Annotated in this window: 25 protein-coding genes; 4 read left to right on the top strand and 21 right to left on the bottom strand. The window is 53.7% G+C overall.

All coding sequences use genetic code 11. From position 1 onward, the window contains the following. Positions 1 to 24 precede the first annotated feature (24 nt). The 5 genes from LOS15_RS04530 to rpoE form a co-directional block, all read right to left on the bottom strand. Complete coding sequence (locus LOS15_RS04530; protein ID WP_263068427.1) at positions 25 to 1,434, bottom strand: DegQ family serine endoprotease; 1,410 nt, start codon at positions 1,432 to 1,434, stop codon at positions 25 to 27. A gap of 66 nt (positions 1,435 to 1,500) precedes the next feature. Continuing rightward, positions 1,501 to 1,953 carry a SoxR reducing system RseC family protein gene (locus tag LOS15_RS04525; RefSeq protein ID WP_263068426.1) on the bottom strand — a complete coding sequence of 151 codons (453 nt, stop codon included), beginning with the start codon at positions 1,951 to 1,953 and terminating at the stop codon, positions 1,501 to 1,503. Positions 1,954 to 1,973: 20 nt separating this feature from the next. After that, positions 1,974 to 2,954: a MucB/RseB C-terminal domain-containing protein gene (locus LOS15_RS04520; RefSeq protein WP_263068425.1), complete on the bottom strand. Its 981-nt coding sequence runs from the start codon at positions 2,952 to 2,954 to the stop codon at positions 1,974 to 1,976. A gap of 72 nt (positions 2,955 to 3,026) precedes the next feature. Continuing rightward, a complete protein-coding gene (locus LOS15_RS04515) occupies positions 3,027 to 3,758 on the bottom strand; it encodes a sigma-E factor negative regulatory protein (protein ID WP_263068423.1) in 732 nt (243 codons plus the stop codon). A gap of 270 nt (positions 3,759 to 4,028) precedes the next feature. Continuing rightward, on the bottom strand, positions 4,029 to 4,634 hold the full coding sequence (gene rpoE / locus LOS15_RS04510) for an RNA polymerase sigma factor RpoE (protein ID WP_263068421.1): 606 nt from the start codon (positions 4,632 to 4,634) through the stop codon (positions 4,029 to 4,031). Between the two features lie 405 nt (positions 4,635 to 5,039). Between rpoE and LOS15_RS04505 the strand changes: the two genes are divergently transcribed. Then, a complete protein-coding gene (locus LOS15_RS04505; protein ID WP_263068420.1) occupies positions 5,040 to 6,116 on the top strand; it encodes a 3-deoxy-7-phosphoheptulonate synthase in 1,077 nt (358 codons plus the stop codon). Between the two features lie 80 nt (positions 6,117 to 6,196). Here the strand turns inward: LOS15_RS04505 and dinG are convergent, their stop codons facing one another. Together dinG and rhlB are read right to left on the bottom strand one after the other, a co-directional pair. Continuing rightward, on the bottom strand, positions 6,197 to 8,326 hold the full coding sequence (gene dinG, locus LOS15_RS04500) for an ATP-dependent DNA helicase DinG (RefSeq protein ID WP_263068419.1): 2,130 nt from the start codon (positions 8,324 to 8,326) through the stop codon (positions 6,197 to 6,199). A 5-nt stretch (positions 8,327 to 8,331) separates the two neighbouring features. Then, on the bottom strand, positions 8,332 to 9,606 hold the full coding sequence (rhlB, locus tag LOS15_RS04495) for an ATP-dependent RNA helicase RhlB (protein WP_263068417.1): 1,275 nt from the start codon (positions 9,604 to 9,606) through the stop codon (positions 8,332 to 8,334). A gap of 145 nt (positions 9,607 to 9,751) precedes the next feature. Between rhlB and LOS15_RS04490 the strand changes: the two genes are divergently transcribed. Continuing rightward, positions 9,752 to 10,000, top strand: coding sequence for a hypothetical protein (locus LOS15_RS04490; RefSeq protein WP_263068415.1), 249 nt, complete (start codon positions 9,752 to 9,754; stop codon positions 9,998 to 10,000). Continuing rightward, the gene (gene xthA, locus LOS15_RS04485) at positions 10,000 to 10,836 is read left to right on the top strand and encodes an exodeoxyribonuclease III (RefSeq protein WP_263068414.1); all 837 of its coding nucleotides are present in this window, start codon (positions 10,000 to 10,002) and stop codon (positions 10,834 to 10,836) included. The genes LOS15_RS04490 and xthA overlap by 1 nt, the downstream gene beginning before the upstream one ends. Before the next feature lie 62 nt (positions 10,837 to 10,898). Here xthA and LOS15_RS04480 read toward each other — a convergent pair whose 3' ends face one another. From LOS15_RS04480 to LOS15_RS04415, 14 genes are all read right to left on the bottom strand, one after another. Then, positions 10,899 to 11,819 carry a hypothetical protein gene (locus LOS15_RS04480; RefSeq protein ID WP_263068413.1) on the bottom strand — a complete coding sequence of 307 codons (921 nt, stop codon included), beginning with the start codon at positions 11,817 to 11,819 and terminating at the stop codon, positions 10,899 to 10,901. A gap of 110 nt (positions 11,820 to 11,929) precedes the next feature. Continuing rightward, complete coding sequence (locus LOS15_RS04475; RefSeq protein WP_263068412.1) at positions 11,930 to 13,027, bottom strand: hypothetical protein; 1,098 nt, start codon at positions 13,025 to 13,027, stop codon at positions 11,930 to 11,932. Positions 13,028 to 13,071: 44 nt separating this feature from the next. Beyond that, a complete protein-coding gene (locus tag LOS15_RS04470) occupies positions 13,072 to 13,824 on the bottom strand; it encodes an energy transducer TonB (protein WP_263068411.1) in 753 nt (250 codons plus the stop codon). Then, complete coding sequence (locus LOS15_RS04465) at positions 13,821 to 14,228, bottom strand: ExbD/TolR family protein (RefSeq protein WP_263068409.1); 408 nt, start codon at positions 14,226 to 14,228, stop codon at positions 13,821 to 13,823. Before LOS15_RS04465 ends, LOS15_RS04470 begins: the two co-directional genes overlap by 4 nt. Continuing rightward, positions 14,221 to 14,763 (bottom strand): MotA/TolQ/ExbB proton channel family protein, encoded by a 543-nt coding sequence (locus tag LOS15_RS04460; protein WP_263068408.1) that lies wholly within the window; start codon positions 14,761 to 14,763, stop codon positions 14,221 to 14,223. Before LOS15_RS04460 ends, LOS15_RS04465 begins: the two co-directional genes overlap by 8 nt. A gap of 1 nt (position 14,764) precedes the next feature. Continuing rightward, the gene (locus LOS15_RS04455; RefSeq protein WP_263068406.1) at positions 14,765 to 16,135 is read right to left on the bottom strand and encodes a MotA/TolQ/ExbB proton channel family protein; all 1,371 of its coding nucleotides are present in this window, start codon (positions 16,133 to 16,135) and stop codon (positions 14,765 to 14,767) included. After that, on the bottom strand, positions 16,132 to 16,929 hold the full coding sequence (locus LOS15_RS04450; RefSeq protein WP_263068404.1) for a DUF3450 domain-containing protein: 798 nt from the start codon (positions 16,927 to 16,929) through the stop codon (positions 16,132 to 16,134). The genes LOS15_RS04455 and LOS15_RS04450 overlap by 4 nt, the downstream gene beginning before the upstream one ends. A gap of 302 nt (positions 16,930 to 17,231) precedes the next feature. After that, on the bottom strand, positions 17,232 to 18,203 hold the full coding sequence (nrdF, locus tag LOS15_RS04445) for a class 1b ribonucleoside-diphosphate reductase subunit beta (protein WP_263068402.1): 972 nt from the start codon (positions 18,201 to 18,203) through the stop codon (positions 17,232 to 17,234). Positions 18,204 to 18,246: 43 nt separating this feature from the next. Beyond that, a complete protein-coding gene (nrdE, locus tag LOS15_RS04440; RefSeq protein WP_263069620.1) occupies positions 18,247 to 20,397 on the bottom strand; it encodes a class 1b ribonucleoside-diphosphate reductase subunit alpha in 2,151 nt (716 codons plus the stop codon). Positions 20,398 to 20,453: 56 nt separating this feature from the next. Further along, positions 20,454 to 20,903, bottom strand: a complete 450-nt coding sequence (gene nrdI / locus LOS15_RS04435; protein WP_263068400.1) for a class Ib ribonucleoside-diphosphate reductase assembly flavoprotein NrdI — start codon at positions 20,901 to 20,903, stop codon at positions 20,454 to 20,456. A 9-nt stretch (positions 20,904 to 20,912) separates the two neighbouring features. Further along, entirely contained in the window at positions 20,913 to 21,134 is a 222-nt protein-coding gene (nrdH, locus tag LOS15_RS04430) for a glutaredoxin-like protein NrdH (protein ID WP_009722061.1), read from the bottom strand. 267 nt (positions 21,135 to 21,401) lie between these two features. Continuing rightward, the gene (locus LOS15_RS04425) at positions 21,402 to 22,013 is read right to left on the bottom strand and encodes a superoxide dismutase (RefSeq protein WP_263068398.1); all 612 of its coding nucleotides are present in this window, start codon (positions 22,011 to 22,013) and stop codon (positions 21,402 to 21,404) included. Positions 22,014 to 22,245: 232 nt separating this feature from the next. Further along, complete coding sequence (locus tag LOS15_RS04420; protein WP_263068397.1) at positions 22,246 to 23,172, bottom strand: electron transfer flavoprotein subunit alpha/FixB family protein; 927 nt, start codon at positions 23,170 to 23,172, stop codon at positions 22,246 to 22,248. Between the two features lie 14 nt (positions 23,173 to 23,186). After that, positions 23,187 to 23,936 (bottom strand): electron transfer flavoprotein subunit beta/FixA family protein, encoded by a 750-nt coding sequence (locus LOS15_RS04415; RefSeq protein ID WP_263068395.1) that lies wholly within the window; start codon positions 23,934 to 23,936, stop codon positions 23,187 to 23,189. 436 nt (positions 23,937 to 24,372) lie between these two features. On the opposite strand from LOS15_RS04415, the gene LOS15_RS04410 reads away from it, so the two are divergent. After that, positions 24,373 to 26,037 (top strand): electron transfer flavoprotein-ubiquinone oxidoreductase, encoded by a 1,665-nt coding sequence (locus tag LOS15_RS04410; protein ID WP_263068393.1) that lies wholly within the window; start codon positions 24,373 to 24,375, stop codon positions 26,035 to 26,037. Positions 26,038 to 26,040: the final 3 nt, after the last annotated feature.

Raw genomic sequence — 26,040 nt, 5'->3', positions numbered from 1 at the left:
CGGACCGGAAGGGTATTAAAGAAGTTACTCTAAGCGTAAAGCCACAAATAGCGAGCGACCATCACGGTATAAACGCAGTGGAATAGCACGATCGCTAGGTAGCCCTTCAACGATGCTCAGTAGCTCATCTGCAGTAGATACGGTGCGATGATCAATACTTACTAGTATATCGCCCGGGCGTAGGCCAGCCTGGGCGGCTACGCTGTCAGCTTCTACCTGGCGAACCTCAACACCACCGCTGATATTCAAGCGTTCACGGGTGGCCTCATCCACCTCCGCAACCGCGACACCTAAACGCACCTGGTCGTTGCTACTAGACGATGACTGAGACGATTCTGCGTTTGGCCAGCTGCCTAACTCAACGGTTTCAGTCACCTGTTCACCATCGCGCATTAGCGTAAGCTCTACTTCACGTCCTGGCGCTACCCGGCCAATTAAGCGGGGCAACGTGCTTGAGCGGTCAACTTCTTCACCATTGACCTCAACCACTACATCACCCGCCTGGAGACCGCCTTGGGCAGCGGGGCCTTCAGGATCAAGATCCGCAATCAGCGCACCCACGGCCTCATCCATACCAAAGGATTCGGCCAAATCCCGCGAAACCGGCTGAATCATCACCCCCAGCCAACCACGGTTGACTTGGCCATCTTCACGCAGTTGATCGGCCACATCCATAGCTACGTTGATCGGGATCGCAAAAGAGAGCCCCATGAAACCGCCACTGCGGGTAAAGATTTGCGAGTTAATCCCAACGACTTCACCCTGAAGATTGAACAGTGGACCACCTGAGTTCCCGGGATTAATCGCCACGTCCGTTTGAATAAAGGGAACGTAAACATCACGCGGCAGCGTGCGATTAATAGCACTGACAATGCCAGCAGTTACTGAGTAGTCGAAGCCAAACGGTGAACCAATTGCCGCAACCCACTCGCCGACTCTAAGCTCGTCAGAATCACCCAAGTCCAGTACGGGCAAGTTATTCGCATCGATTTTAAGCAACGCGACATCCGTCTGACTGTCGCTACCAATAAGTTCGGCTGTTAGCTCACGACGATCGTTAAGGCGTACCAGTATCTCATCGGCATCTTCCACCACATGAGCGTTAGTCAGCACGTAACCGTCTGCACTAATCACAAAGCCCGATCCTAACGATTGACGCTCTTGGCTTCTGCCCTGGCTACCTCCGGGCGGCACAGGAAAACTATCACCAAAGAAGTGTCTAAATATTTCGGGGAGTTCTTGTCCGCCAAACCCGTGGCCAGCAGGCCCACCGCGCTGGATAGTTCGGCTAGTAGAAATATTAACGACGCCAGGGGCTGCATCTTCCACCAGCGCAGTAAAGTCTGGAAGATTTTGCGCATGGGCAGTTTGGCCCATCATCAATAGCGCAACTACGCATAGCCACAGGGTAGAGGGGAGAACCAAGCGCTTCATGCAACAGCTCCTAGTTAAGCAGATACGATACAAAGGGGAAGCAACTCGCAGTGAGTTACAGGACAATTAACTGACCAACCGTGGCCGAAAGCGTTCCATACGTCCGTGTAGGCTATATTTAAGGGCAACAGCGCTACACATCAATGTCCCAAAAAAAATAGCGGCTGTTTGCCACTCTGAGGCTTCTACCCAAACGGCGACACCTGAAAGTAACAAAGCAACCAGTAATGGCAAGGTATAAACCAGCAACGCAACGGCGGTTAGGTCTGCTTTAAAGACACTGAACGTCACAGAAGCGCCAATGGGGTAACGCTGTTGATACTGCTCAGGGGGGCAATCAGGTTTCAGTACGATCTGCTGTTGTTGACGTCGGGCTATCAGCCCCATGCCACACCCACGCCCTTTTGCGCACTCCTCGCAGGTCTTTTCTACTGATACATCGACCTTAATACCTTGCGGCGGCATGTAGCCCACTACGGTACCGGTGCGTAGCAACCCGGCGCATGAGAGGTTACTCATAAGCAGTTACTACAAAACACTCATTCAAGCTCGACGGACTGCACAATTCGAAGCAGGAGGCTCGGCGGTAGCTCCCCTACTCCTATTAACTGCCAGCGCTGCTCACCGTCATTTACAAACGACACTGCCACCGTAGACACTCCAAGCGTGTGAATACCTGGATCCAGTGCTGTTTGTGCCACAGGGGACGCAAAGACGCTTAGAGACGCTAAGCCGTCGCTAAAAAATTGCTGTTCCGCTTCGCTAACACCACCTTCAACAGGTTGGGCCAAAAAGCCGTCAGGAAGCCACGTAACTTGCCAGCCTCTATCAGGGACTGTGGGTGGGCTGTCCGCACTGATAGGGCCACGATAAGGCTCAGGGGATTGGAGCTGTGTAACCTGGAAGGTTTCAAGCACTCTGTCTTGTGAATCACTCAATACGGACTTTAATAACAGCCCTGTCTCTTTATCAACCCACCACTCATGCTGATAGCGCTTACCATCATGAGGTAGGAAAGTCAGCTGTACGGCTGAGCGCCCGGCCACACGGCTATCGTTTTCGAGCGAAATAGCATAATGATCAGCAATATGGGCAGCCCACGCCTCTGGGGTAGAGGGTGATGCATTTTCACTGGCGCCAAACCATGCCGACCGCCCTGCATGGGAGCGGCGCTCAACGCTAATTGACGGGCCATCAAGATGTTGAACCACCTGCTGACGCACACCGTCACGAATACGATGTGATAGCGCCAACGTACGGACTCCCAGCGGATCAATCGAAACGGCTCTCGCTTGAAATAAGTAACAGTGGTTTGCGTATCTGCTGTACACAAGCCACTGCTCAACATTACTGGGTAAGCTTTGCGATACTATTGATGCACACGCATTTGCATCAATTGACTCTGCACGACCGCTTGCTTCAACCGGTGTTAAAAAAAAGTGGGCACCTAACGTAAATAAGCTAAGTGCAAATACTTTTTTTAAAGGGATACCTAAAAAGGCAGCAGCAACGTTCGTCATACCTCTAACCATTATCCCTTTATCAACATTATCCATACCTGCTGAACACCGTGGACGCTCGCTAGTCAGTGATTAACGCTGGCCCAGCGGCTCTGTTACAGAGGAAGAGCGCATCAGTGGCATCCAGCTATCAGCATTGCCGCTCGCTGCGCCTTGTGCATGCTGCTCTAAGTAGCTTTGCAGCAAGCGAATTTGATCAATATCGATAGAAGCACTCTGATGAGACATCACACTCTGCGATGCGGCAGGCCCAGAAAAGCCAGCCTCACTAACGTTCATAAGACCGCTGTTACCACCCTGACCATTGATACGAAATGGAGTAGGTTCGAACATTGGCATGCTGGAGGCAGGTGCGGTAGCGGGCTGAGACGACGCTAAGCTTACCGGCTGTACTTGAGCTCCCGCTGAAGGGGTAGCGGCAAAATTGCCTGCGTCCTGCTCTTGAGAGCTGTTATTGCTGCCCAGGAATTGCACACCTGTAATCACCATTAGCGATACCGCCGCAGCAACACCCGCGCCTCGGGCGAATGATATGCCACTCGACCTAGCGGGCATGGCTTGCTGCTCATCGCCTAGCGATGGCGCTGGCTCGTCACGTAGCCGTTCCATAATGCCTGCGGAGAGGTCAACACTCACGTCCACTTCGCGTTCACGCTGCATCATGCTGCGCGCTAGGTGATAACGTCGCCACGTCTCAGCCGCGTCACTGTCATCAGGCAACGACTTTAACACTCGGCGCAGTTCAAGCTCATCGCTTTCACTATCCATTAACGCCGAAAGCGATTCCCGTGTGTTTTGACTCATACTTCACACCCTCACACTGTGTTAGAAGGAGCGCCAAGGCAAGACTGCAAACAATACAGACCACCACGACCGCTCCACAGGCCAATACCCTATTGCAAAAAATGTTTGCAAAAATTCTAGATCAAAGACCTCATTTCAAATCTACCGTCCAGGGCTATGACGCTTCTCTTGGCTGACAGTTCATAAAAAAAGAAAAAACGTAAAATAATGTGTCAGCAAAGCAGGTTTCCGTCATCAAAACGCTAACGCGCCACCAAAGTCGAGACGGCTCTACTGCGACTCATCACGACTATTACGCGCGGTGGTAACCAGCGGACGAATGTGCTCATCAACCGCCTCACGGGCGCGGAAAATACGCGAACGCACCGTGCCTACGGGGCACTGCATGACTTGGGCAATATCTTCATAAGCAAGTCCATCTAGCTCTCGCAGCGTGATCGCGGTGCGCAAATCTTCTGGCAGCTGCTCAATGGCTTCATACACCGCCGCTTCAAGCTGGTCGCGCGCAATAGCCGCTTCAGGAGACTCAGCATCTGCCAAGCGACCGCTTTGATCGACAATTTCAGCATCAACAATGTCCAGGTCACTGCCCGGCGGTCGCCGCCCTCTGGAAACCAAGTGGTTTTTGGCGGTGTTTATCGCAATCCGATACATCCAGGTGTAAAACGCACTTTCGGCGCGAAACTTGCCAAGCGCCCGATACGCTTTAATAAATGCCTCTTGGGCAACGTCCTGCACCTCGGAGTGATCGTGCACATAGCGACCAATCAAACCAATAATCTTATGCTGGTATTTTTTGACCAGTAGATCAAACGCACGGGTATCGCCTTTCTGGGCACGTTCAACAAGCTGTTGGTCTGTTTCACGAGTGCCCATTCACACGCTCCTCCTGCTTGTACGACAGACATCGAACCTGGGATATTTTTTGCCCTTTTACGCGGGCCTTCACAGCAAGCAGCATAGCGTCCCTTGGGCATTAATTAGTAATAATGATGGTATCAGATGGCAACATTGTGCCCTCTGCGCTTTATGTGATTAATTTTCAATAGTGCTTAGTGTTACATAATGCTTAGTGTTACGCGTTCTGTTCAGCGCATCAAGCGCTTAGCCTCATTGACGAAACCCTTGTAATGGAAACAGGCTCGCAACGACCGGCACCGGCTTACTAAGCGTTGAGGCTGACACTTTCTTAGCTAATCAAGTTCCGCAACAATTGATTTTTACTCCCCTCACACGCCATAGTAGAGGCCACTTTTGACCACCGCGCATACAGGTAGCACGATGTCTGATCAGCAGGTTAGTAACCTTAACGTCCTTGCCCAGGACGTTCTTACCACCCCCGAAGCACTAAAAAACGCCATCCCTCTGACCGAAACCGCCGAGCGTTCGGTAATTGAAGGGCGCACTACCATCCAGAATATTTTAGACGGTAAAGACCCCCGCCTACTTGTCGTCGTAGGGCCATGCTCTATTCACGATGTTGACGCCGCGCTGGATTACGCCCGCCGTTTACGCAAGCTGGCCGACCAAGTCAACGACAGCCTGTACATTGTGATGCGCGTCTATTTTGAAAAACCTCGCACCACGGTTGGCTGGAAAGGCTTGATCAACGACCCGCACCTCAATGACTCGTTTGAGATTGACGAAGGGCTTCATATTGCCCGCAAGCTACTGGTGGATCTAGCTGAAATGGGCTTACCACTGGCGACCGAAGCACTCGACCCCATTTCACCCCAGTATCTACAAGACTGTATCAGCTGGTCAGCGGTTGGCGCGCGCACCACAGAGTCTCAGACCCATCGGGAAATGGCGTCGGGCCTCTCCTGCCCCGTCGGCTTCAAAAACGGCACCGACGGCAGCCTGGATGTAGCGATCAATGCACTAGAATCCGTTGCCCATCCTCATAACTTCCTGGGCATCAATCAGTCAGGCCAAGTCGCTATTATTCGCACTCGCGGCAACGCTTACGGCCATGCCGTACTGCGTGGCGGCAACGGCAAGCCTAACTACGATAGCGTTAGCGTTGCCCTGGCCGAGAAAGAGCTGAAGAAAGCTAACCTTTCTGCCAACATCATGATCGACTGCTCTCACGCGAACTCCAACAAAGACGCTGCCCTACAGCCGTTAGTACTGGAAAATGTGACTAACCAGATTTTAGAGGGCAACACTTCGATTGTTGGCTTAATGGTTGAATCCAATATCGGTTGGGGCAATCAAAAAGTACCCGCAAACTTAAGCGACCTTCAGTACGGTGTTTCTATCACCGACGCCTGCATCGACTGGGATACAACGGTTGAAACCTTTACTCGCATGAACGAGAAACTGGCGCCGGTATTGGCAAAGCGCATCGCCCAATAACACCCCATTGCCGTTAAAGCGTCCCGCAGAGCGTAGGCTTGGCGGGACGTTTTTTATGGCCAGTACCCAAACCCAGCCGACTAAGCTTGGATATCGCGTTTGAAAGGCGGCAGCGCATCCAGCAGCGCTTGGCCGTAACGCCGCGTAATCACACGGCGATCCAGCAGCGTAATCACTCCACGATCACTCTCTTTGCGAATTAAGCGCCCACAGGCCTGCACAAGTTTAATCGATGCGTCTGGAACACTGATCCGCATAAACGGATTCCCGCCTTGGCTTTCAATCCATTCGGCCAGCGTGGCTCCCACCGGATCATCGGGTACTGCAAACGGCAGACGGGTGATCACCACATGGGTGAGATAGTCACCGGGCAAGTCGATACCTTCTGCAAAACTGGCCAAGCCAAAAATGATGCTGCCATTGCCCTCATCGACCGCCGCACGGTGGCGCTCAAGCAATTCGCGTTTAGGCAGTGCATCCTGCGCTAACACACGCCCCTTGGTCGCCGCAGGCAACGCTTTTTCTACGGCGCGTAGCTGCGCCCGGGAAGAAAACAGCACCAGCGCGGCTTCGCTATATTCCAATTGGGCCACAAAGGAAATAATGGCACTCTCATGGGCATCACGATCACTGGGATCCGTTGCTTCTTTGGGAACGCGTAGAATGGCATTGGCGTAATCAAAGGGACTTGGCAAGGCCTGATAGCGGTAGCGATTTGCTAACCCAGCGCGCTCTTGGATTCGCTCAAAGCGTCCTAGCGCGGTAAGTGTTGCTGACGTTACTACCGCACCATGGCAGCGCCCCCACAGATGTTTTGCAAGGGTATGTGCTGCTGACACAGGACTGGCCGAAAACTCGATTTCCGGCTCGCCCGCAACACGACTCAGCGTGATCCAACGGGCACTGGGCGGCACATTAGCCGCATCCTGCTCGCTAAACGCTTGCCAAAGCGCATGAGCCTCAAGTGCACGACCGTGAAGCAGTGCTACCAACGGCAACCACGTTTCAGCCTGCTCTCGATCCAAGCCCGTTTGCTTGTCTGGATCGAGACTTTCCCTAAGAATATCGCTGATGCTTTCCAAGCAGCGCGATAGTGTGGCAAACATGACCAGCAACTGCTGCGCCTGCTCGCGTAACGCATCGGGAATCTGGCCTTTCTCAAAGCGGAACTGATGAAGGGTCTCTTCATCACCTAGCCCATTGGGCCGCCCTGCCAGCTGATGCCCCACGCTGAACACATCACCCAGCGCGGGCTCTAAACCATGCATTAATTCTGGCAAGCTAGCCAGTAAGCGCGCCACCGTTGGCTGCACTGCCAACGCCTGGTGGAGATCCGTCAAACTGCTTTTGAGGGTTTTTAACCAGCGCAAACAGCCATGCACCGCAAAACGATGGGCAAAATGAGACAGCGCTTTATCGGGCAGGTGATGCCCTTCGTCAAACACAAAAATACAGTTTGCGGGGTCTGGCAAAATAGCACCACCACCGAGCGCCAAGTCGGCTAGCACTAGATCATGGTTAGCAACGATAACATCGGCATCTTCAAGCTCACGTCGGGAACGAAAGAACGCACAAGCGCCAAAATGCCCACAACGCCTGCCGGTACATTGGCGATGATCTACCGTTAAGCGCCGCCAGTGGGCATCGTCGATGGATTGCGGCCAGTTATCGCGATCCCCTTCCCAGTCCCCTTTACCGTAGGACTCCGCCATGTCACTCGCGATCACGGTAAAGTCGCTGCTTTCCGCCTGAAGCGACTGCTCAAATAGCGAGAGAGTGGGGTTAGGTTCACTGCCTTCCAGGGCTTGATCAAGGCGCGCCACACACACATAACGCCCACGCCCTTTGGCAAGGGCGTAGCGAAATGCAATGCCGCTGTGGCTAGCAAGGGAGGGCAGATCCTGGTTCAACACCTGCTCTTGCAGCGCCACCGTTGCCGTGGAGACGATCAGGCGTTTGCCCTGGGCCTTGGCAATGGGCAGCGCGGCAATTAAATAGGCGAGGGTTTTCCCGGTACCGGTACCCGCTTCCAACACACAGACATGGCTGTCGTTGGTGCGCTTACCTTCGCTATCTTGCTCAATCCCACCGAGCGTACGGGCAATTTCTGCGATCATTAACCGCTGCCCGTAGCGAGGTGTCAGCTCTAGCTTTTCCACCACGCTACGATAGGCTTGCTGAATATCGCTTTTTAAGCCGTTGTCCAGCATGCGTGTTACAGCATGCCTTCCGGCGGGTGCTCGCAGGGAAGCTTGCCATTGATATAGCGTTCGATCTCAGGCAAGGAGAATGCATCCTCTTCACCTACAAAGCTAATCGAGACGCCTTTTGCCCCGGCACGGCCAGTACGGCCAATACGATGAACGTAGTCTTCCGGGTCTTCCGGCAAGGTGTAGTTGATCACATGGCTGACGTCTTCAATATGAATGCCGCGCCCGGCGACATCAGTAGCCACCAGCACTTGAATCGCTCCCTCGCGGAAGCTTTCAAGGGTTTTGATACGCTGGTTCTGCGGCACATCGCCCGACAGCATGGCAACGCTAACCCCCGCTTTCTTGAGAAGGCTATCTAACTTACGCACGAGATCGCGGCGATTACCAAACACCATGACCCGCTCGAAGCTCTCTTGCTCAAGCAGATTCACCAGCAGGCGCTCTTTATCATCGTCAGAGACTAAATAGACGCGCTGATCGATATCTGCCTGATTTTCAACGGTTGCTTCTATCTCTACATGGGCAGGATTTAGCGTCCACTGACTCGCCAAGCTCAGAATATCGTCGGTGAAGGTCGCCGAGAAAAGGAAGGTTTGGCGCTCCTCTTTCTTAGGCGTATAACGAATAATCCGCTTCACATCGGGAATAAACCCCATGGATAGCATGCGATCCGCTTCATCCAGCACCAGCACTTCCACTTCTGAAAGGTCGATATCGCGTTTCTGATGAAAATCTAGCAGGCGGCCAGGCGTGGCGACCAAGATATCGATTTTCTTGCCCAGGCTGTCGCGCTGCTTTTGATAGTCCATCCCACCCACAACGCTTGCGACATTGAGCTGGGTGAACCGTGCGAGGGCTTTGGCATCTTTTTCAATTTGCAGCGCCAGCTCGCGGGTAGGCGCAATAATCAGTGCGCGGGGAGCGCCCGACTTCTGACCATCCGGGGTTGGCTCTTCCAAGAAATAGGCCAGTACCGAAATTAAAAACGCAGCCGTTTTACCCGTCCCGGTTTGCGCCTTACCGACAATATCGCCGCCTAGCAGCGTTTGACGAAGGGCTTCCGCTTGGATCGGCGTGCAGTATTCAAACCCTTGGGCATGTATAGCGCGCATTAATGGCAGCGGCAGATCAAAGTCATGAAAGCGCCATTTGCCGGCCACGGCAGGCACCTGAAACTGACGAAGATCCCAGTTCGACTGACGGCGACGCGGTTTCCGACGGCGACGTTTAGGCTTGCGGTTCTGGGCCGATGCTGTGGTCTGTTCCGTCTCGCTCATAGGCTATGTATCTGTCCATTGCTGTGGAGGTTAGGCATCTTGACGTGCGCATTGTACCAGGGGTTGGCGATAAGAGCGCGCTCTGCTGTCGAAGGAGTGCGCTAGCCTGTTAGAATGGCGCATAAATTAACCCAAGGAGCGCGACATGACGCGTAAGAAAAAGACTCGTTCACTCGCGGATAAAGTCACTATCCGCACAGGGCGTCGTAAAGATTATAAGAAATGGCGCCACGACAACCCAGACCAAGTGACCTCATCGCGCCGCTTTGTGGCAAAAAAACAGCAGCAGCGTAAGCTTCAAGCGGTGCGTAAACTGGCACGTCAGCAGGAGGGCCAGAATATCGCTATTCATCCTGAAAAAGAAGGAGACAATCCGTCTGGAGAGCGTTCTTAATGCGTTTGGTCTCGTTCAATATCAATGGCATCCGGGCACGACTGCATCAACTTCAAGCGCTGATTGATACGCAGCAGCCTGATGTCATTGGCCTGCAAGAAACCAAAGTACAAGATAGCGAGTTTCCTCTCGCTGACGTGGAAGCCATGGGCTATCACGTTTTTTATTACGGTCAAAAGGGGCATTATGGGGTTGCCTTACTGTGCCGGCAGAAGCCACAAGCGGTGCTTTATGGCTTTCCTGATGATGAGGAAGACGCCCAACGCCGAATGATCGGCGTGCAACTCGTCGCGGATAATGGCGAAGCTGTCACCGTTTGGAACGGCTACTTCCCCCAGGGTGAAAACGTTGAGCACCCGACTAAGTTTCCCCATAAGGAACGCTTCTATCAACAGCTGGCTAGCTTGCTTCACCAGCACCACCGCCCAGACGAGCAGCTGGTGGTGATGGGTGATTTCAACATATCGCCAGAAGATCAGGATATCGGGATTGGTGAGCCGAACCGCAAACGCTGGTTGCGCGAAGGTAAAACCAGCTTTCAGCCCGTCGAACGCGAATGGCTGGAGGGCATTAAAGCGTGGGGGCTTAGCGACAGCTATCGTCTGTGCCACCCGGATAACAGTGAGTGGTTCAGCTGGTTTGACTATCGCTCCAAAGGGTTTGATCGCGAGCCCAAGCGCGGCCTGCGTATTGACTATATTCTGGTATCTACACCGCTTGCCGAGTGCGTCACCAATGCGGGCATTGATTATGCACTGCGCGGTATGGAGCGGCCTTCCGACCACGCCCCCGTCTGGAGCGATTTTTCACTTCAGCTTAAGCTTAGTGAACACTAAACGACAAGCAGGCACCGCCGGGTGTTCATCAACCCGGCGGCAAGTAAGCGCTAAAGTTAGCACTAGCGGCCTGGGCCATTAGAGCGTAGTTCTGAAATGCTCAGCTGATAGTTCAAATAACTATCACTGTAGCTTCCTACGTAAATGCGGTAATCACCGGCAGGCCAGTTCGCATGCTCAATATGCTCATTAAGCCCATTACCGCCATCATCGTCGCATAACAAGAACTTTCCAGGACCATCAACAATTAATGTGGTGTCCCCATCCGCTTGCGTCCAAAGTTGCAAATAGGAGAACGGCGCATCTAGCCGCATTTCATGATCAGGCGTACTGGCGATATTGCCTCGGCAATGATTACCACGCATGTCGGTTTCAAACATAGACGATGCATTTTGCGCTCCCCCTGATACAAAGCTTACTCGCCATGGGTCCGGCGTAAAGCCAGGGGCAATTGATAGATGGCGACTTTCAGTGGTGTCGGAGTTGCCTGCGGTTCCGCCCGAAAGCTCGCTGACAAACAGATCGTAGCTGTGTACACCGCCGCTATAACTACCAACGTAGATACGGTACTCCCCTGCCCTCCAGTTACTATGCTCTATCGACTCGTTTAAGCCGCTGCCACCGTCATCATCACACAGCAAGAAACGACCTGGGCCATCTATAATGAGCGTGGTGTCCGCATCTGACTGATTCCACACTCTTAAAAAATCAAAACCATCCGTGAGCGTCATGACATGATCAGGTGTCTGCGAAATACTGCCAGAGCATGCGGTTCCTTGCATATCGAGACCGAACATTTGGCTAGCCTCCTGCCCACCGCCAGATACAAATGTGCGCTGCATAGGATCCGGCATGAAACCGGGAGAAAGCGTGAGATTGCGCTCTTGGGCGTACGCATACCCTGAGGCGAGCAACCCTGCTGTTAAGCCCGCTGATATAAAAGCAAATGCGCGGAAATGGCCCCGGCGAATAGTGTTATTCATAGCACTTCTTTACGTTGGTGAGAGTATAAGCCTGTCCCTATGCAGGCACTGTGGCGACAGTGACATTCGCCTACCCCCTTATAACACAACACTTTTCAGCTAAGCAGGCGTCACTTAAAATAAGTTAGCCACTCTTTTGACTGATCATCACCAAGATCCACCGCATTAATAAAAGCTTCTTCAGCTTGGTCATCTTGCCCCCAGCGATAGGCCAGCTGGCCGTATTGCCGCCAGTCTTCCGGCTTTTGCGTGCTTTCAGCAAGCGCTCTCCAAGCATTTAACGCCTTCTCAACATGCCTCGCCTGCTGCCACGCCCCCGCTAACAGCCGTAACGTTTCCTCATCATGTTCCAACATGCCCTCTTGAGTAGACGCTTCTAGGTGTTCACCAGCCCTTGCGGGCGTGCCACCCGCCAGATGCAGTCGAATTAACGTTAGAAGATCCTCAGTTGTGGAGAACTTACCCAACTGCCAGGCCATCTCCCACACGCCGGCAGCTACACTCGCCTGCCCCATCTGCTGGGCAAGTCCAGCCGCTTGACGCCAGGCATCAGGCTCACTCTGTGCAGTTAAGCCATCCACTAGCCAACCGAGTGCTTCATCGTTTTGCCCCACACTGCGCAATACCGCGGTGGTTAATGCTTGCTGGGCATCTGTCAATCCGCCTTTTTGCAGCAGCGGCGAGAGCCATTCAATAGCGTCATCCCAACGCTCTTCTTCCGCTAATAAGCGTATCAATCGCCATGCCGATTCATCGTAGCGAGGATTGCCCTGAGATTGCGTTAGCCACTGCTCATACAGCGCGATGGCCTCAGTACGCTGGCTGGCTGCACGACGAAGCGACGCTTCATCATGCAGCCAGCGCAGTATTTGACTGCTTGGCACGCTGGGGCGCTGCCGTGCGCTAGCTAGCTCATCAGCAGCCGCAACATAATCCCCCTGTCGCACCAACGCACTGGCGGCAAGCTGATGATAGAGCGCACTCGCCCACTGATCAGCACGATTACCGCCCGCGAGACGCGACGATTGGGAGCGCGCATGACCAATAATACGATTGAGCACATCGCTATTCACCTCGTCACGGGGCTGGTCAGCTAGCTGGCTTTGTAGCCCATTAAGATCGCGAACAATATCACCCGGCAGCGGTTCGTTCGCGTGCGCTACAACGCTTAGCGCGCTTAATACGGCGACTACCACCCAACGCTGCATACCTTTATCCTCGACTGGCCGACTCTGCTGGTTATATGGACTGGCTATCTCAGCTGAAACTCTATGCGCTGCGTAGCACGACGAAGCTGTTGGCCAGGCTCAAACTGCCAGCGTGCAATCGCTTCCCGCGCAGCGTCTTCAAACACCCGCCGGGGTTGGGCTCGGGTCACTTGAATGGTGCTGTTATCAACACTGCCATCTCGGCGAATAACAAATTCCACCTCCACAAAGCCCTCCATACCTCGCCGCTGGGCACGCGGTGGATAAGAAGGATTCACGCGACTAGTGGGAGCGACCTGCCCGACACTAACGGGCTCATTCGATGGCACAGGCTCCGCCTCTGGCGCCGCCTCACGCTGCGAGGTTGAAGGCGTAGAAGAAGGCGCTGCCGACTCTGCAGGCTGTGGCGCCGGCGTAGGGCTTGGAGAGGGCGTCGGCGCTGGCTGTGGAGTTGGCTCGGGAGTAATTTCAGTCAGCTCTGGTAACTCACTCTCTAACTCGACAGGCTCCACCGGCTCGTCAGGAAGCTCTACCTCAGGCAGCACAATCGCACTCTCAGCCACCGGGGACGGTGCGGGCATAGGCATTGGCGGCGGTGCAGTTGCCGCCTCAGAAGGCGCAGGTGGTGGCGCTTCCTGCTCTGGCGCCACTTCAGGTGCGTCTATCATAGTCATCGACATGGCCATAACCGGGGCCTCAGGCGAGCGTTCAGGGGGCGTGACCAGTAGCGCTAACATCCAAAACAAACCAACGGTTAAGGCAATGCCGCCCAGTATAGAGAGGGCATGACGAATCATGGCGCACTCCGGCTCGCTGCCACGGCGATCTGATCAACGCCTGCCTGCTTGAGACGATCCATCACTTCAATCAACAAACCTGTCGTGGACTCTCGGTCAGCCTGGATAACCACAGAGCCATCATCGCTCAACATACCGGCCACCTGCTGGCCAATCCGGTGGACATCAACGGGCTTACCATCGACCCAAACAGCCCCTTCTGGGGTCACGGCAATCAGCACCTGTACGTCTGGCCGCGGGCTTGCCGCTGCCGTTTCAGGACGGTCAATCTCAACACCGCTCTCTTTGATAAAGCTGGTGGTCACAATAAAGAAGATCAGCATGATAAAGACAACGTCGAGCATCGGTGTCAAATTAACTTCATTGCTATCAGCCGTGGCGTCTATGGAACGGCGTCTACGCATCACTCTCCTCCAAGGCACGGGCCAAGCGGTCGTGCAACCGCTGATCTTCACGACGAATCACGTGCTCTAAACGACTAATAAACAGCAACCCCACCACCGCAATCGCCATACCGGTTAGCGTGGGCAGCGTGGCACGGGCGACGCCGTCAGCCATTGCCCGCGCCTGATGGGTATCGCTAAGAGAGAGGCTATCGAAGACGGCAATCATACCCGTGACAGTCCCCAGCAAACCCAGCAGCGGGCATAACGCCACGAGTAGTTTGAGCCATGGCAGCGGGCGGCGAAGTTTAGCCACCAGTGCTTCTGTCCAGACATTTCGCAACGTGCGTGCGCTCCAACTACGGTGATCACTGCGTGCCGCCCAGCGTCGAATCAGTTGGCGACGAGCACACCGCCAGCTAACGCGGTAATACCACCAGCGCTCGATAGCCATCCCAAATACCAGCACAGCCACGAATGCCAGCACCACTAAAACGGCACCACCGGCATCAAGCAGCCGCTCAACGGGCTCCAGCCAAAGAGGTAACGTGGGCATATTAGGTCACCGCTTGCGCGTTAGAGGTCGACTGCGCTTCAAGATGATCCGCCAAGGCGGCGCTTGCTTCGCCTTCAATCGCTTGGGTAATCAAGCGGCTGCGGCTCGCTAAAGCTGTCTGAGCAAAGAGTAGCGGCACCGCAGTCACTAGCCCCAGAACGGTTGTGACCAGCGCCTGACTAATACCACCCGCCATTAGCTGGGGGTCGCCGGTACCAAATACGGTAATCGCCTGGAAGGTAACAATCATACCAGTCACGGTACCTAGAAGGCCCAGCAGCGGTGCAATAGCAGCCAGCAACTTAACAATCGGCTGCCCTCGCTCGATACGCGGTAGCTCAGCCAATACCGCCTCGTCCAACCGCGCTTCCAGTGCTTCCGGCGTTTGATGTTTATCCAACGCCTGAAAGCGCTGGAGCACACGACCCAGCGGGTTATTAGCGTTCGGCTCATCAAGCGCCTTACGCTGCCGACGCACCTGGACACTGACAACCACTAAGTAGAGGTACTGTGCCAAGGCCACTAACAAACCAACGCCCCCTAGCGCCACTACTATATAGCCAACATAGCCACCTTGATGGAAGCGCTCCCAAAGGTTTGGCTGTTGAGCAAGAGCTTGCAGAACGCTTCCCTGAGTAGGATCAATGGCAAACACACGGCTTTCACCCTGGTGATAGGACGCCAGTACGTCGCTAATTTCCGCAGGGGTGCGCGGCACTTCGGCCAAGCTACCGTCACCTTGCCCTTTCCTAAGCAGCGCAGTGTCCGTAAATGCGGCAAAATCTCCCAGGCGCACCACACTGCGCGGCTTAATCTCCCCGCTAGCGTCGGCTACCGGTAATTCCAGGCGTTCGGCACGCCCAGTGTTCTGCGTGAGCGCTACTAAACTGTCCACAACCGTTTCGATGTGTTGACGCTCCAGCACCTCGACTTCATTAAGACGCGGGGGTAGCGCATCCGCATTGAGCGTTAACCAACTGTCACCACCTAGCTCATTGCGTACCTCTTCGCTATGCCGTGACAAATCCGCCAGCAGCGAGGTGAGCGCTGCGCCCTGCTCCTCTTGACGTGCGGCCAGCGCTTCGGCCTGCTGTGCTTGCAACTGCTGCTGCTCAGCCAACGCTGTCTGCTGCTCTTCTGCTGCTTGGTGTTCAGCTCGTGCTTCTTCTAACGCAGCCTCTAGCGCCTCTTGATCCTCAAGAAACGACTGTAAACGCGCTTGATCGCGTGCCTCGGCGGCTTCGCGTGCCTCACGTAATGAACCGACATTGTCGGCTTGCGCCATCGCGGCACTGCTACCCAACAGGCTTGCCAGCACTACTAAACAAATGATGGCTCTGCGCGCGCCCCTTTGGCGTGTCAACAGACTCATTGCTGGCCCCCTGCATAGTCGTTAGCAATATCGCCGTTAGCAATAATGGAGAGCGGTAAACTCAGCAGTTCCGGCGTGCGCTGATCATCGGCAATACGCAGGCCATTACGCACCTGGCGACGAGCACTTTCATCAAGCGCCTGCCACTCACCGCTAGCTTTATCCCACACCCCTCCTTCTCGCCCGTCAGGGGTTAGATAATAAAAGCCGATTCGGCCAATGCGTAGATACTCCACCTCGCGCGGATTACCCTCTACCAATTCCAAGCGTCCACGCCAGCTGTCAACTTCACGGCCATATGCAAGCTCGGCACGCCACGCTTCCAACAAATTCGCAATGCGCGCCGCACTTTCTGAAGACTGCTGTTCAGTAGGCCGAACACGTGCTAATCGCTCGTCTTGAAGAAACGGTAGGTCAGATTCGATCCAACTAATTAGTTGCTCTGTCATATCCTGCTCAACCACTGGCAATGCGGCGCGCGTATCGCTTAATGTATCGAGCGCTTGGCCAAGACGCTGCTGGCGCTCGGCTTCACCGGCCAAGCGGTCGCTTAAAGCAGCGTTAGATGCTTCCATCTGGCGGATTTCCCGCTCTAAGCGGCGCAGCTCTTCAATTGCTGAACGGGTGGTATCATCAGCCTCATCAATTTGCTGTTGAAGTGCGGACTGCGCTTGCTGAGCCTCGACACTCTGAGCCGCTTGTTCGACTGTCTCATCGCTTGCCATGAGCGTACCGCTAACCAGCATCCCGGCAAGCCAACCACCACGCAAGGCAAAAAAAGGCCTTTTCAGCACGTTACGTCTCCGTTACTGATTAGCACACTGCCATTAACCGTGCGCTAAAACTCATTATGTATAAGAACGATTTGCGTTTCGCTTAAGTAGTGCATAGCCTAACATTAATGGAATAAATGACAATATTTATCATTAGCATTCAATGGCGTTATTAGCTTCACACTTCTTTAATCTCGACGATATTGCTTGCGACAGGTCGTCAGGGGCGGAGGTAGCAGCTTGGCAGGAGAAATGGCGAGGAAACAATGCAAAGTGGCGAGCACGCTGCTCGCCACTTTCGTCAGACTAACCACAGCGAGAGATTAAAACGCCCAGTCGTCGTCTTCAGTCGCAACCGCTTTGCCGATCACGTAGGAGGAACCAGAACCAGAGAAGAAGTCGTGGTTTTCGTCCGCACTCGGAGAAAGCGCGGCCATAATGGTGGGATCTACGTCAGTAACGCTACTGGGGAATAGCGGCTCAAACCCGAGGTTCATCAGCGCTTTGTTGGCGTTGTAGTGAAGGAATTTCTTCACATCTTCCGACAGGCCCACTTCATCGTAAAGCGATTCGGTGTAGCGGACTTCGTTGTCGTACAGCTCCAGCAGCAGCTCGTAGGCATAATCTTTGACTTCCTGCTGACGCTCGGGCGTCTCTTCCGCCAGCGCCTGCTGGAATTTGTAGCCCACGTAGTAGCCGTGTACCGCTTCATCACGAATGATCAAGCGAATCAGGTCGGCCGTGTTGGTCAGCTTGGCGTGGCTAGACCAGTACATGGGCAGATAGAAGCCCGAGTAGAACAAGAACGATTCGAGAAAGACACTGGCGACTTTGCGCATCAGCGGGTCTTCCGAGCGATAACGCTTCAGAATCAGTTCAGATTTCATCTGCAGCGTCGGATTTTCCTCACTCCAACGGAACGCATCGTCCACGTCGCGAGTCGCGCATAGCGTCGAGAAAATCGAGCTGTAGGAGCGTGCATGCACCGACTCCATAAAGGCGATATTGGTGTATACCGCCTCTTCATGGGGTGTACGCGCATCATCCATCAATACTGGCGCGCCCACGCTACTTTGGATGGTATCGAGCAGCGTCAAGCCAGTGAACACGCGAATCGTCAGCTGCTTTTCCTGCTGGGTCAGCGTGTTCCAAGATTGAATATCGTTGGAGAGCGGCACTTTTTCAGGCAGCCAGAAGTTGCTGGTCAGGCGGTTCCACACTTCCAGGTCTTTATCGTCCTGAAGGCGGTTCCAGTTGATCGCATCGACCCGCGATAAGCGTTGCATAATGGTCATCAGAGTTCTCTCACAAACATAATCTTATAAAAGCAATGCGCGATTACAGCGTGCAGGAGACGCAGCCTTCAACTTCCGTACCTTCAAGCGCGCTCTGGCGCAAACGGATGTAGTAAAGCGTCTTGATACCTTTGCGCCATGCGTAAATTTGCGCCTTGTTGATATCCCGCGTAGTAGCTGTATCCGGGAAGAACAGCGTCAACGAAAGGCCTTGGTCAACGTGCTTGGAGGCTTCTGCGTAGGTATCGATAATTTTCTCAGGGCCAATTTCATAAGCATCCTGGAAATAATCAAAGTTTGCCTCATTCAAGAATGGCGCCGGATAATAAACGCGGCCCAGCTTGCCCTCTTTGCGGATCTCAATTTTCGCTGCCACCGGGTGGATACTGGAGGTGGAGTGATTAATGTAAGAAATAGAACCCGTTGGGGGCACCGCCTGCAAATTACGATTGTACAGCCCATGCGCCATCACTGATGCCTTTAGCGCCTGCCACTCATCTTGGGTAGGCAGTGCAATGCCGCTGCGCTCAAATAGCGAACGCACCTTCTCCGTACGCGGCAGCCATGCTTGATCGGTGTACTTATCAAAAAACGTACCCGATGCGTAGGTGGACTCTTCAAAACCGGCAAAGGTCTCACCGTGCTCAATCGCCAGCTGGTTCGACGCACGAATGGCATGGAACGCTACGCAATAGAAGTACAGGTTAGTGAAATCTAACCCCTCTTCTGAACCGTAATAGATATGCTCGCGCGCCAGGAAACCGTGCAGGTTCATCTGCCCAAGACCAATGGCGCGGGACTTAGCGTTGCCTTCAGCAATGGAGGGCACACTACGCAGGTTGCTCATCTCAGAAACCGCCGTGAGGCCACGAATGGCAATCTCGACGCTGGTGCCGATATCGCCGGAATCCATGACTTTTGCGATGTTCATCGAACCCAGGTTACAGGAGATATCCTGCCCTACCTGGCGGTAACCGAGATCGTCATCGTATTCGGTCGGCGTATTAACCTGCAGAATTTCCGAGCACAGGTTACTCATATTTATACGACCGGCAATCGGGTTCGCGCGGTTGACCGTATCTTCAAACATAATGTACGGATAGCCCGATTCGAACTGCAGCTCGGCCAGGGTTTGGAAGAAGGCACGGGCGTTAATTTTATGCTTACGAATGCGCGCGTCGGCGACCATTTCATGGTACTTCTCGGTGACGCTAATATCACCGAACGGCACGCCATACACCCGTTCTACATCGTAGGGAGAGAACAGGTACATATCGTCGTTACGCTTGGCCAGCTCAAACGTAATATCCGGAATCGTCACGCCCAACGACAGGGTTTTGATACGGATTTTTTCATCGGCATTTTCACGTTTAGTATCCAGAAAACGCAAAATATCCGGGTGGTGCGCGTTCAGATAAACCGCACCAGCGCCCTGGCGCGCGCCTAGCTGGTTGGCATAGGAGAAGGCGTCTTCCAGCAATTTCATAATCGGGATAATACCCGACGACTGATTCTCGATACGCTTAATCGGTGCGCCTGACTCACGAATGTTTGTTAGCAAGAAGGCAACGCCGCCACCGCGCTTGGAGAGCTGCAGCGCAGAGTTGATGGAGCGACCGATGGACTCCATGTTGTCTTCGATCCGCAGCAAGAAGCAGGAGACCAATTCGCCCCGCTGGCGTTTGCCGCAGTTCAAAAAAGTCGGCGTGGCAGGTTGGAAGCGTCCACTAATAATTTCATCGACCAGCGACTTGGCGAGTACTTCATCACCACGCGCCAGCGTCAAAGCCACCATGCAGACGCGGTCTTCATAGCGCTCAAGATAACGCTTGCCATCAAACGTTTTCAGCGTGTAGCTGGTGTAATACTTGAATGCCCCGAGGAAACTGGGGAAACGGAATTTATAGTCGTACGCCTGTTCAAACAGTGCCTTAATAAAAGCGAAGCTGTACTGAGCGAGCATTTCTGGCTCGTAGTACTGCTCTTCTACCAAGTAATCGAGTTTTTCCTCCAGCGAGTGGAAGAACACGGTATTTTGGTTAACGTGCTGCAAGAAATACTGACGCGCCGCTTCACGGTCTTTATCGAGCTGCAATTCACCGTTGGCACCGTAAAGATTCAGCATCGCGTTCAGCGCATGGTAATCCAGGGTACGCGCCTCGGATGCCGCCGCGGGCCGCTTTGTTTCTGCCAAGTTTTTTGTAGCGACATGTGTAGAAGCATCGTTTTCAGAGGCTTCATGGCGAGAGGCTACGTTCTTAGAGACTGAGCTTGACGTTTCCAAAACTCTTCTACTCCTTTGCGGACCTTGGCGACATCGTCGTCAGTGCCAAACAGTTCAAATCGATAGAGCAACGGCACTTGGCACTTTTGGGCAATGATTCGCCCTGCCAACCCGTATGCCTCACCAAAATTCGTATTACCAGCAGCAATGACACCCCGAATGAGGTGTCGATTGTGCTCATCATTTAAAAATCGGATTACCTGCCTCGGCACTGCCCCTTCGGCATAGCCGCCACCATAGGTAGGTGTCACTAGTATGTAGGGCTGCATCACATGTGGCGTTGGTTCATCACGATTTAGCGGCAGCCGCTGGGCGCTCAAGCCAAGCTTTTGTATAAAACGGTGGGTATTGCCTGACTTGGTAGAAAAATAAACGAGCGAACCAGCACGCTCCGCGTCCACATCAGCGTTTTGCATAGCAACGGTTTACGCTAGCGCTTGAATGCGGTCAGGACGGAAACCAGACCAATGATCCTCACCTGCAACGACGACCGGTAGCTGGCGATAGCCCAGCGCTTCCACTTCCTCTTGGGCACCGCTTTCAGCAGTAATATCAATAACGGTATATTCTAAACCCTGCTTATCCAACGCGCGGTATGTAGCGGTGCATTGAACACAAGCCGGCTTGCTATAAATTTGGATATCCATGGCTATTTTTCCTTTTCATAGCGGTGTTTTTCGGGTAGAGCACATCTTGTGCTTACCCTCTCTGGAAGACACAACGCATACTATATATAGACCACGAGAAAATCAATTCAAGCATATATGGTATTTTTCATCCACAGGTTATTGACAGGCCATGCCCAGGATGTCAGTCAAAAACCAAAAAAAACCGCTCCACAAGGGAGCGGCTTTTCTGATCAGACGCCGATCACATCAGCGCCTTCTCTTTTCTGGGTCTTACTGGGTATACGCTTAGGCTTTGGCTGCCTGGTAACGACGCTCAACGTCTTCCCAGTTGATGACGTTGAAGAAGGCTTCTACGTAATCAGGACGCTTGTTTTGGAATTTCAGGTAGTAGGCGTGCTCCCAAACATCCAAACCCAATACCGGCGTGTTGCCATGCATCAGCGGGCTGTCTTGGTTCAGGGTATTTTCAACAACCAGTTTTTTCTCAGGAGTAACAGAGAGCCATGCCCAGCCGCTACCGAAACGGCCTAGCGCCGCCTTTTTGAACGCTTCTTTGAATGCGTCAAGACCGCCCAGTTCGGCATCAATGGCTTTTGCCACATCACCTTGGGGCTGGCCGCCGCCATTGGGTGACATCATCTGCCAGAACATAGAGTGGTTGGCATGACCGCCACCATTATTAATAACGGCTTGGCGCTTCTCTTCAGGTACACGATCAAGGTTTGCAACCAGCTCTTCGACCGGCACGTCTTCAAGACCCGTGCCCTCTAACGCAGCATTTAGATTAGTGACATAGGTATTATGGTGACGAGAGTGGTGAATCTCCATCGTCATTGCATCGATATGCGGCTCAAGCGCGTCGTAGGCGTACGGTAACTCTGGAAGTGTATGTGCCATGCTAACTTCTCCTTAAGTGGCTTTTGTTACGTTCACTTAACTATGTGTGGTCTTACCCCACCTTTTTCAACCATCACAGCTATATTTATTGCTGTGAGTAGCGATTATTGATAACTGATACGTTTTATACCTCAGTACCTTAGTCAACTATTGGCAGTTTATCGAATTCATCACCAATAAAAAAGCCGACTTCTGGTGAAGTCGGCTTTTGAGCCAGTTAAGATTCAGTGGCTTACAGCTTGCTTTCCAGCTCCGGCAGAATCTCGAACAGATCCCCTACCAGGCCGTAGTCGGCCACCTGGAAGATCGGCGCTTCGTCGTCTTTGTTGATCGCAACAATGACTTTTGAGTCTTTCATACCCGCCAAGTGCTGAATCGCGCCAGAAATACCCACGGCAATATACAGCTCAGGCGCGACGATCTTACCGGTTTGGCCGACCTGCATATCGTTGGGCACAAAGCCTGCATCCACTGCGGCGCGAGAAGCGCCAATGGCTGCACCCAGTTTGTCAGCAATGCCGTCCAGCAGTTTGAAGTTCTCGCCGTTACCCATACCGCGGCCACCAGACACCACCACTTTGGCGCCGCCAAGCTCCGGACGATCAGATTGCGCCAGCTCTTGCTTAACAAAGCTCGACTGGGTGTTTTCGACTACGACCTCTACCGCTTCCACTGAGGCGCTGCCCGTGCTTTCGACCGCATCAAATGCGGTAGGACGCACGGTCATCACTTTCAGTGCGTCGTCGCTTTTGACGGTGGCGATTGCGTTGCCTGCATAAATAGGGCGCAGGAACGTATCAGCGCTCTCAACGCCAATGACGTCGGAAAGCTGGCTGACATCTTTCAATGCCGCTAAGCGTGGCAAAACGTTTTTACCGGTAGTCGAGGCGCTGGCCAGCACATGCGTATAATCGCCAGCAAGCTCTACCAGCAGTGCGCCCATGGGCTCAGCCAACTGGTGGGCGTAAACAGCATTGTCGGCAACACGGACTTTACTAACGCCGTCGAGTTTGGCGGCGGCTTCAGCAGCAGCCTGAACGCCTTCACCGGCGACCAGCACGTCAATATCGTCACCTATCGCTTTAGCAGCGGCAACCACATGGGCGGTTGCGCCCGCCAACTGACCTTCATGAAGGTCGGCAAGTACCAGAATGCTCATGAGATCAGCTCCTATTAAAGCACTTTGGCTTCGTTTTTCAGTTTGTCGATCAATTCATCCACCGAGGCGACTTTGACACCGCCTTTACGCTCTGCCGGGGACTCCACTTTGAGCAGGCTAACCTTGGAGGCCACTTCAACGCCGTAATCAGCGGGGGTTTTAACATCCAAGGGCTTTTTCTTGGCCTTCATGATGTCCGGCAACTTGGCGTAGCGCGGTTCGTTCAAACGCAAGTCGGTGGTAACGATCGCGGGCAGCGTGAGCGCCACAGTTTGCAAGCCGCCGTCGATTTCACGGGTGACGTTGACCTTGTCACCGTCTACCGCTACTTCCGAAGCGAACGTGCCTTGCGGCAGGTTGGTCAGCGCGGCCAGCATTTGGCCGGTCTGGTTGTTGTCGGTATCGATGGCCTGCTTACCCAGCACCACTAGTCCCGGCTGCTCTTCTTCAACAACCTTAGCCAACAGCTTAGCCACCGCCAGCGACTCAACCCGCTCGTCGGTTTCGATGTGAATCGCACGGTCTGCGCCCAGCGCCAATGCCGTACGCAGCTGCTCTTGGGCGGCTTTGGGGCCTACTGTCACAGCCACAACTTCAGTGGCAACGCCCTTTTCTTTCAGCCGCACCGCTTCTTCGACGGCAATCTCGCAGAAGGGGTTCATGGCCATTTTGACGTTGGTAAGATCGACGTCAGAGTTGTCCGCTTTAACGCGGATTTTGACGTTATAGTCGATGACGCGTTTAACCGCGACGAGTACTTTCATAGGTTCCTCGCTTGGCTTGTCGTAAAAGCCGTTAACCTGACCCGGCACCGAAAATAGATACCGATGAAAAAAGGAGCAGCACAAGACAGTTAGCGCTGCTTAAAAAATTCATGCAAGCGTTTGATAGGTCTGTAAATGAAAAACCCCATCAATTTGCCACAACCTGCCTATGGGCAACAACACTCATCGACTACGGCCTTGGTCGTAGCTGCTATCAACACGCACCCTTCTGTAAGCAGAGTGTGGGGCTGTACCCGGTTCTGTCGAGAAATGCTGCTTTAGCCATCGTAGGGGTGACCTGACAGGGGTATTATGCCTATCATGGGACATAACCAGAAGCAAACGACCGTTTTAAATTAAGATCCTCTTTTCATAAGCTAGTTCTTAAAGCTAACTTATCGTCAAGATGGCCTTTAAGAGAATAAGGAGCAACCGGGTGGAAAACGTTGAACGCGATGTCATGGACTTTGATGTAGTGATTGTAGGGGCTGGCCCAGCGGGGCTGTCTGCTGCATGTCGCTTAATGCAACAAGCTAACGAGGCGGAGCAAGAACTGACGGTCTGTGTGGTAGAGAAAGGATCAGAGGTCGGCGCGCATATTTTATCGGGGGCTGTATTTGAGCCTCGTGCATTAGCCGAGCTGTTCCCCGACTGGGAAGAGCGCGGCGCACCGCTCAACACGCCGGCCACCCGGGACGATGTTTATCTACTCAAAGATGCTGAAAAAGCACAAAAAATCCCCAATGCCCTAGTACCTAAAAGCATGCATAACACAGGGGGCGATCTGACCCGCTATGTCATCAGCGCAGGTAACTTAACTCGCTGGCTAGGTGAGCAGGCTGAAGCACTAGGCGTTGAAATTTTCCCCGGTTTTGCTGCCCAAGAAGTGCTTATTGAGGAGGGCGCTGTTCGCGGCATTCTGATAGGTGATATGGGCGTTAGCGCCGATGGCACTCCGAAAGATGGTCACATGCCGGGTATGGAACTACGCGCCAAGTATACGCTCTTTGCTGAAGGCGCCCGCGGCCACCTCGGCAAGCAGTTAATCAAAGAGTACTCCCTTGACGCTGGCCGCGACCCGCAGCACTACGGCATTGGGCTTAAAGAGCTGTGGGACGTGCCCGCCGAACAGCATGAGCCGGGGCTGGTGGCGCATGGCTCGGGTTGGCCGCTGGATAAAAACACGCACGGCGGTTGGTTCCTTTACCATGCAGAGAACCAGCAAGTGGTGGTGGGGTTAATCATGGACCTTAGCTATCAAAACCCGTGGCTCTCACCGTTCGATGAGTTCCAGCGGATGAAGCACCATCCTACGATCAGCCAATACTTATCAGGCGGCAAGCGAGTGGCTTACGGCGCCCGGGCGATTACCAAAGGCGGCCTAAACTGCCTGCCTAAAATGACTTTTCCCGGCGGCCTGCTGATTGGCTGCGATGCGGGCACGCTCAACTTCTCCAAGATCAAGGGCCTGCACACGGCGATGAAGTCTGGCTTGGTCGCTGCAGAGAGCGTTTTTGAAGCTATTAAAGGTGGCGATGAAGGCGCCCAAGAGTTGACCAGCTTCACCGCCAAATGGGAAGACAGCTGGGCCTATGCAGAGCTGAAAGAGAGCGCGAGCTTCGGCCCTGCGATTCACAAATACGGCACGGTGGGCGGCGGCGCCTATAACTTTGTTAACCAGCTGCTGGGCAATAAGCTCCCTAACGTCCACGACACCACGACGGACCACGGAGCGCTGAAACCTGCTGCTGAGTTTGAAAAAATCAACTACCCGAAACCCGATGGCAAGCTGTCGTTTGATAAGTCGACCTCTGTCTTCTTATCTAACACCAACCACGAAGAGGATCAGCCCTGCCACCTGCGTTTAGCAGACCCTGAGCTCCCCATACGCGACAATTTACCTAAATACGCCGAACCCGCACAGCGCTACTGCCCTGCCGGGGTTTATGAAGTACTGGAAGATGACCAAGGCAATCCACGCTTCCAAATCAACTTCCAGAACTGCGTCCACTGTAAAACCTGCGACATTAAAGACCCCGCCCAAAACATTACCTGGGTGGCGCCTGAAGGCGGCGGCGGCCCCAACTACCCTAATATGTAGGCA

The sequence above is a fragment of the Halomonas sp. 7T genome (assembly GCF_025643255.1).
Classification (GTDB): Bacteria; Pseudomonadota; Gammaproteobacteria; order Pseudomonadales; family Halomonadaceae; genus Vreelandella.
The sequence above is the reverse complement of the archived record's forward strand: the minus strand, read 5'-3'. Positions and strand labels throughout refer to the sequence as shown.

What these genes read in the sequence shown, in the direction of transcription:
- dinG (WP_263068419.1), bottom strand. Translation starts at nt 8,326, where the DNA reads ATGCTGGACAACGGCTTAAAAAGCGATATTCAGCAAGCCTATCGTAGC.
- LOS15_RS04455 (WP_263068406.1), bottom strand. Translation starts at nt 16,135, where the DNA reads ATGAGTCTGTTGACACGCCAAAGGGGCGCGCGCAGAGCCATCATTTGT.
- LOS15_RS04505 (WP_263068420.1), top strand. Translation starts at nt 5,040, where the DNA reads ATGTCTGATCAGCAGGTTAGTAACCTTAACGTCCTTGCCCAGGACGTT.
- nrdI (WP_263068400.1), bottom strand. Translation starts at nt 20,903, where the DNA reads ATGCAAAACGCTGATGTGGACGCGGAGCGTGCTGGTTCGCTCGTTTAT.
- LOS15_RS04420 (WP_263068397.1), bottom strand. Translation starts at nt 23,172, where the DNA reads ATGAGCATTCTGGTACTTGCCGACCTTCATGAAGGTCAGTTGGCGGGC.
- rhlB (WP_263068417.1), bottom strand. Translation starts at nt 9,606, where the DNA reads ATGAGCGAGACGGAACAGACCACAGCATCGGCCCAGAACCGCAAGCCT.
- LOS15_RS04530 (WP_263068427.1), bottom strand. Translation starts at nt 1,434, where the DNA reads ATGAAGCGCTTGGTTCTCCCCTCTACCCTGTGGCTATGCGTAGTTGCG.
- LOS15_RS04475 (WP_263068412.1), bottom strand. Translation starts at nt 13,027, where the DNA reads ATGCAGCGTTGGGTGGTAGTCGCCGTATTAAGCGCGCTAAGCGTTGTA.
- LOS15_RS04525 (WP_263068426.1), bottom strand. Translation starts at nt 1,953, where the DNA reads ATGAGTAACCTCTCATGCGCCGGGTTGCTACGCACCGGTACCGTAGTG.
- LOS15_RS04515 (WP_263068423.1), bottom strand. Translation starts at nt 3,758, where the DNA reads ATGAGTCAAAACACACGGGAATCGCTTTCGGCGTTAATGGATAGTGAA.
- rpoE (WP_263068421.1), bottom strand. Translation starts at nt 4,634, where the DNA reads ATGGGCACTCGTGAAACAGACCAACAGCTTGTTGAACGTGCCCAGAAA.
- nrdF (WP_263068402.1), bottom strand. Translation starts at nt 18,203, where the DNA reads ATGACCATTATGCAACGCTTATCGCGGGTCGATGCGATCAACTGGAAC.
- nrdH (WP_009722061.1), bottom strand. Translation starts at nt 21,134, where the DNA reads ATGGATATCCAAATTTATAGCAAGCCGGCTTGTGTTCAATGCACCGCT.
- LOS15_RS04415 (WP_263068395.1), bottom strand. Translation starts at nt 23,936, where the DNA reads ATGAAAGTACTCGTCGCGGTTAAACGCGTCATCGACTATAACGTCAAA.
- LOS15_RS04490 (WP_263068415.1), top strand. Translation starts at nt 9,752, where the DNA reads ATGACGCGTAAGAAAAAGACTCGTTCACTCGCGGATAAAGTCACTATC.
- LOS15_RS04465 (WP_263068409.1), bottom strand. Translation starts at nt 14,228, where the DNA reads ATGCGTAGACGCCGTTCCATAGACGCCACGGCTGATAGCAATGAAGTT.
- LOS15_RS04520 (WP_263068425.1), bottom strand. Translation starts at nt 2,954, where the DNA reads ATGACGAACGTTGCTGCTGCCTTTTTAGGTATCCCTTTAAAAAAAGTA.
- LOS15_RS04460 (WP_263068408.1), bottom strand. Translation starts at nt 14,763, where the DNA reads ATGCCCACGTTACCTCTTTGGCTGGAGCCCGTTGAGCGGCTGCTTGAT.
- LOS15_RS04470 (WP_263068411.1), bottom strand. Translation starts at nt 13,824, where the DNA reads ATGATTCGTCATGCCCTCTCTATACTGGGCGGCATTGCCTTAACCGTT.
- xthA (WP_263068414.1), top strand. Translation starts at nt 10,000, where the DNA reads ATGCGTTTGGTCTCGTTCAATATCAATGGCATCCGGGCACGACTGCAT.
- LOS15_RS04425 (WP_263068398.1), bottom strand. Translation starts at nt 22,013, where the DNA reads ATGGCACATACACTTCCAGAGTTACCGTACGCCTACGACGCGCTTGAG.
- LOS15_RS04480 (WP_263068413.1), bottom strand. Translation starts at nt 11,819, where the DNA reads ATGAATAACACTATTCGCCGGGGCCATTTCCGCGCATTTGCTTTTATA.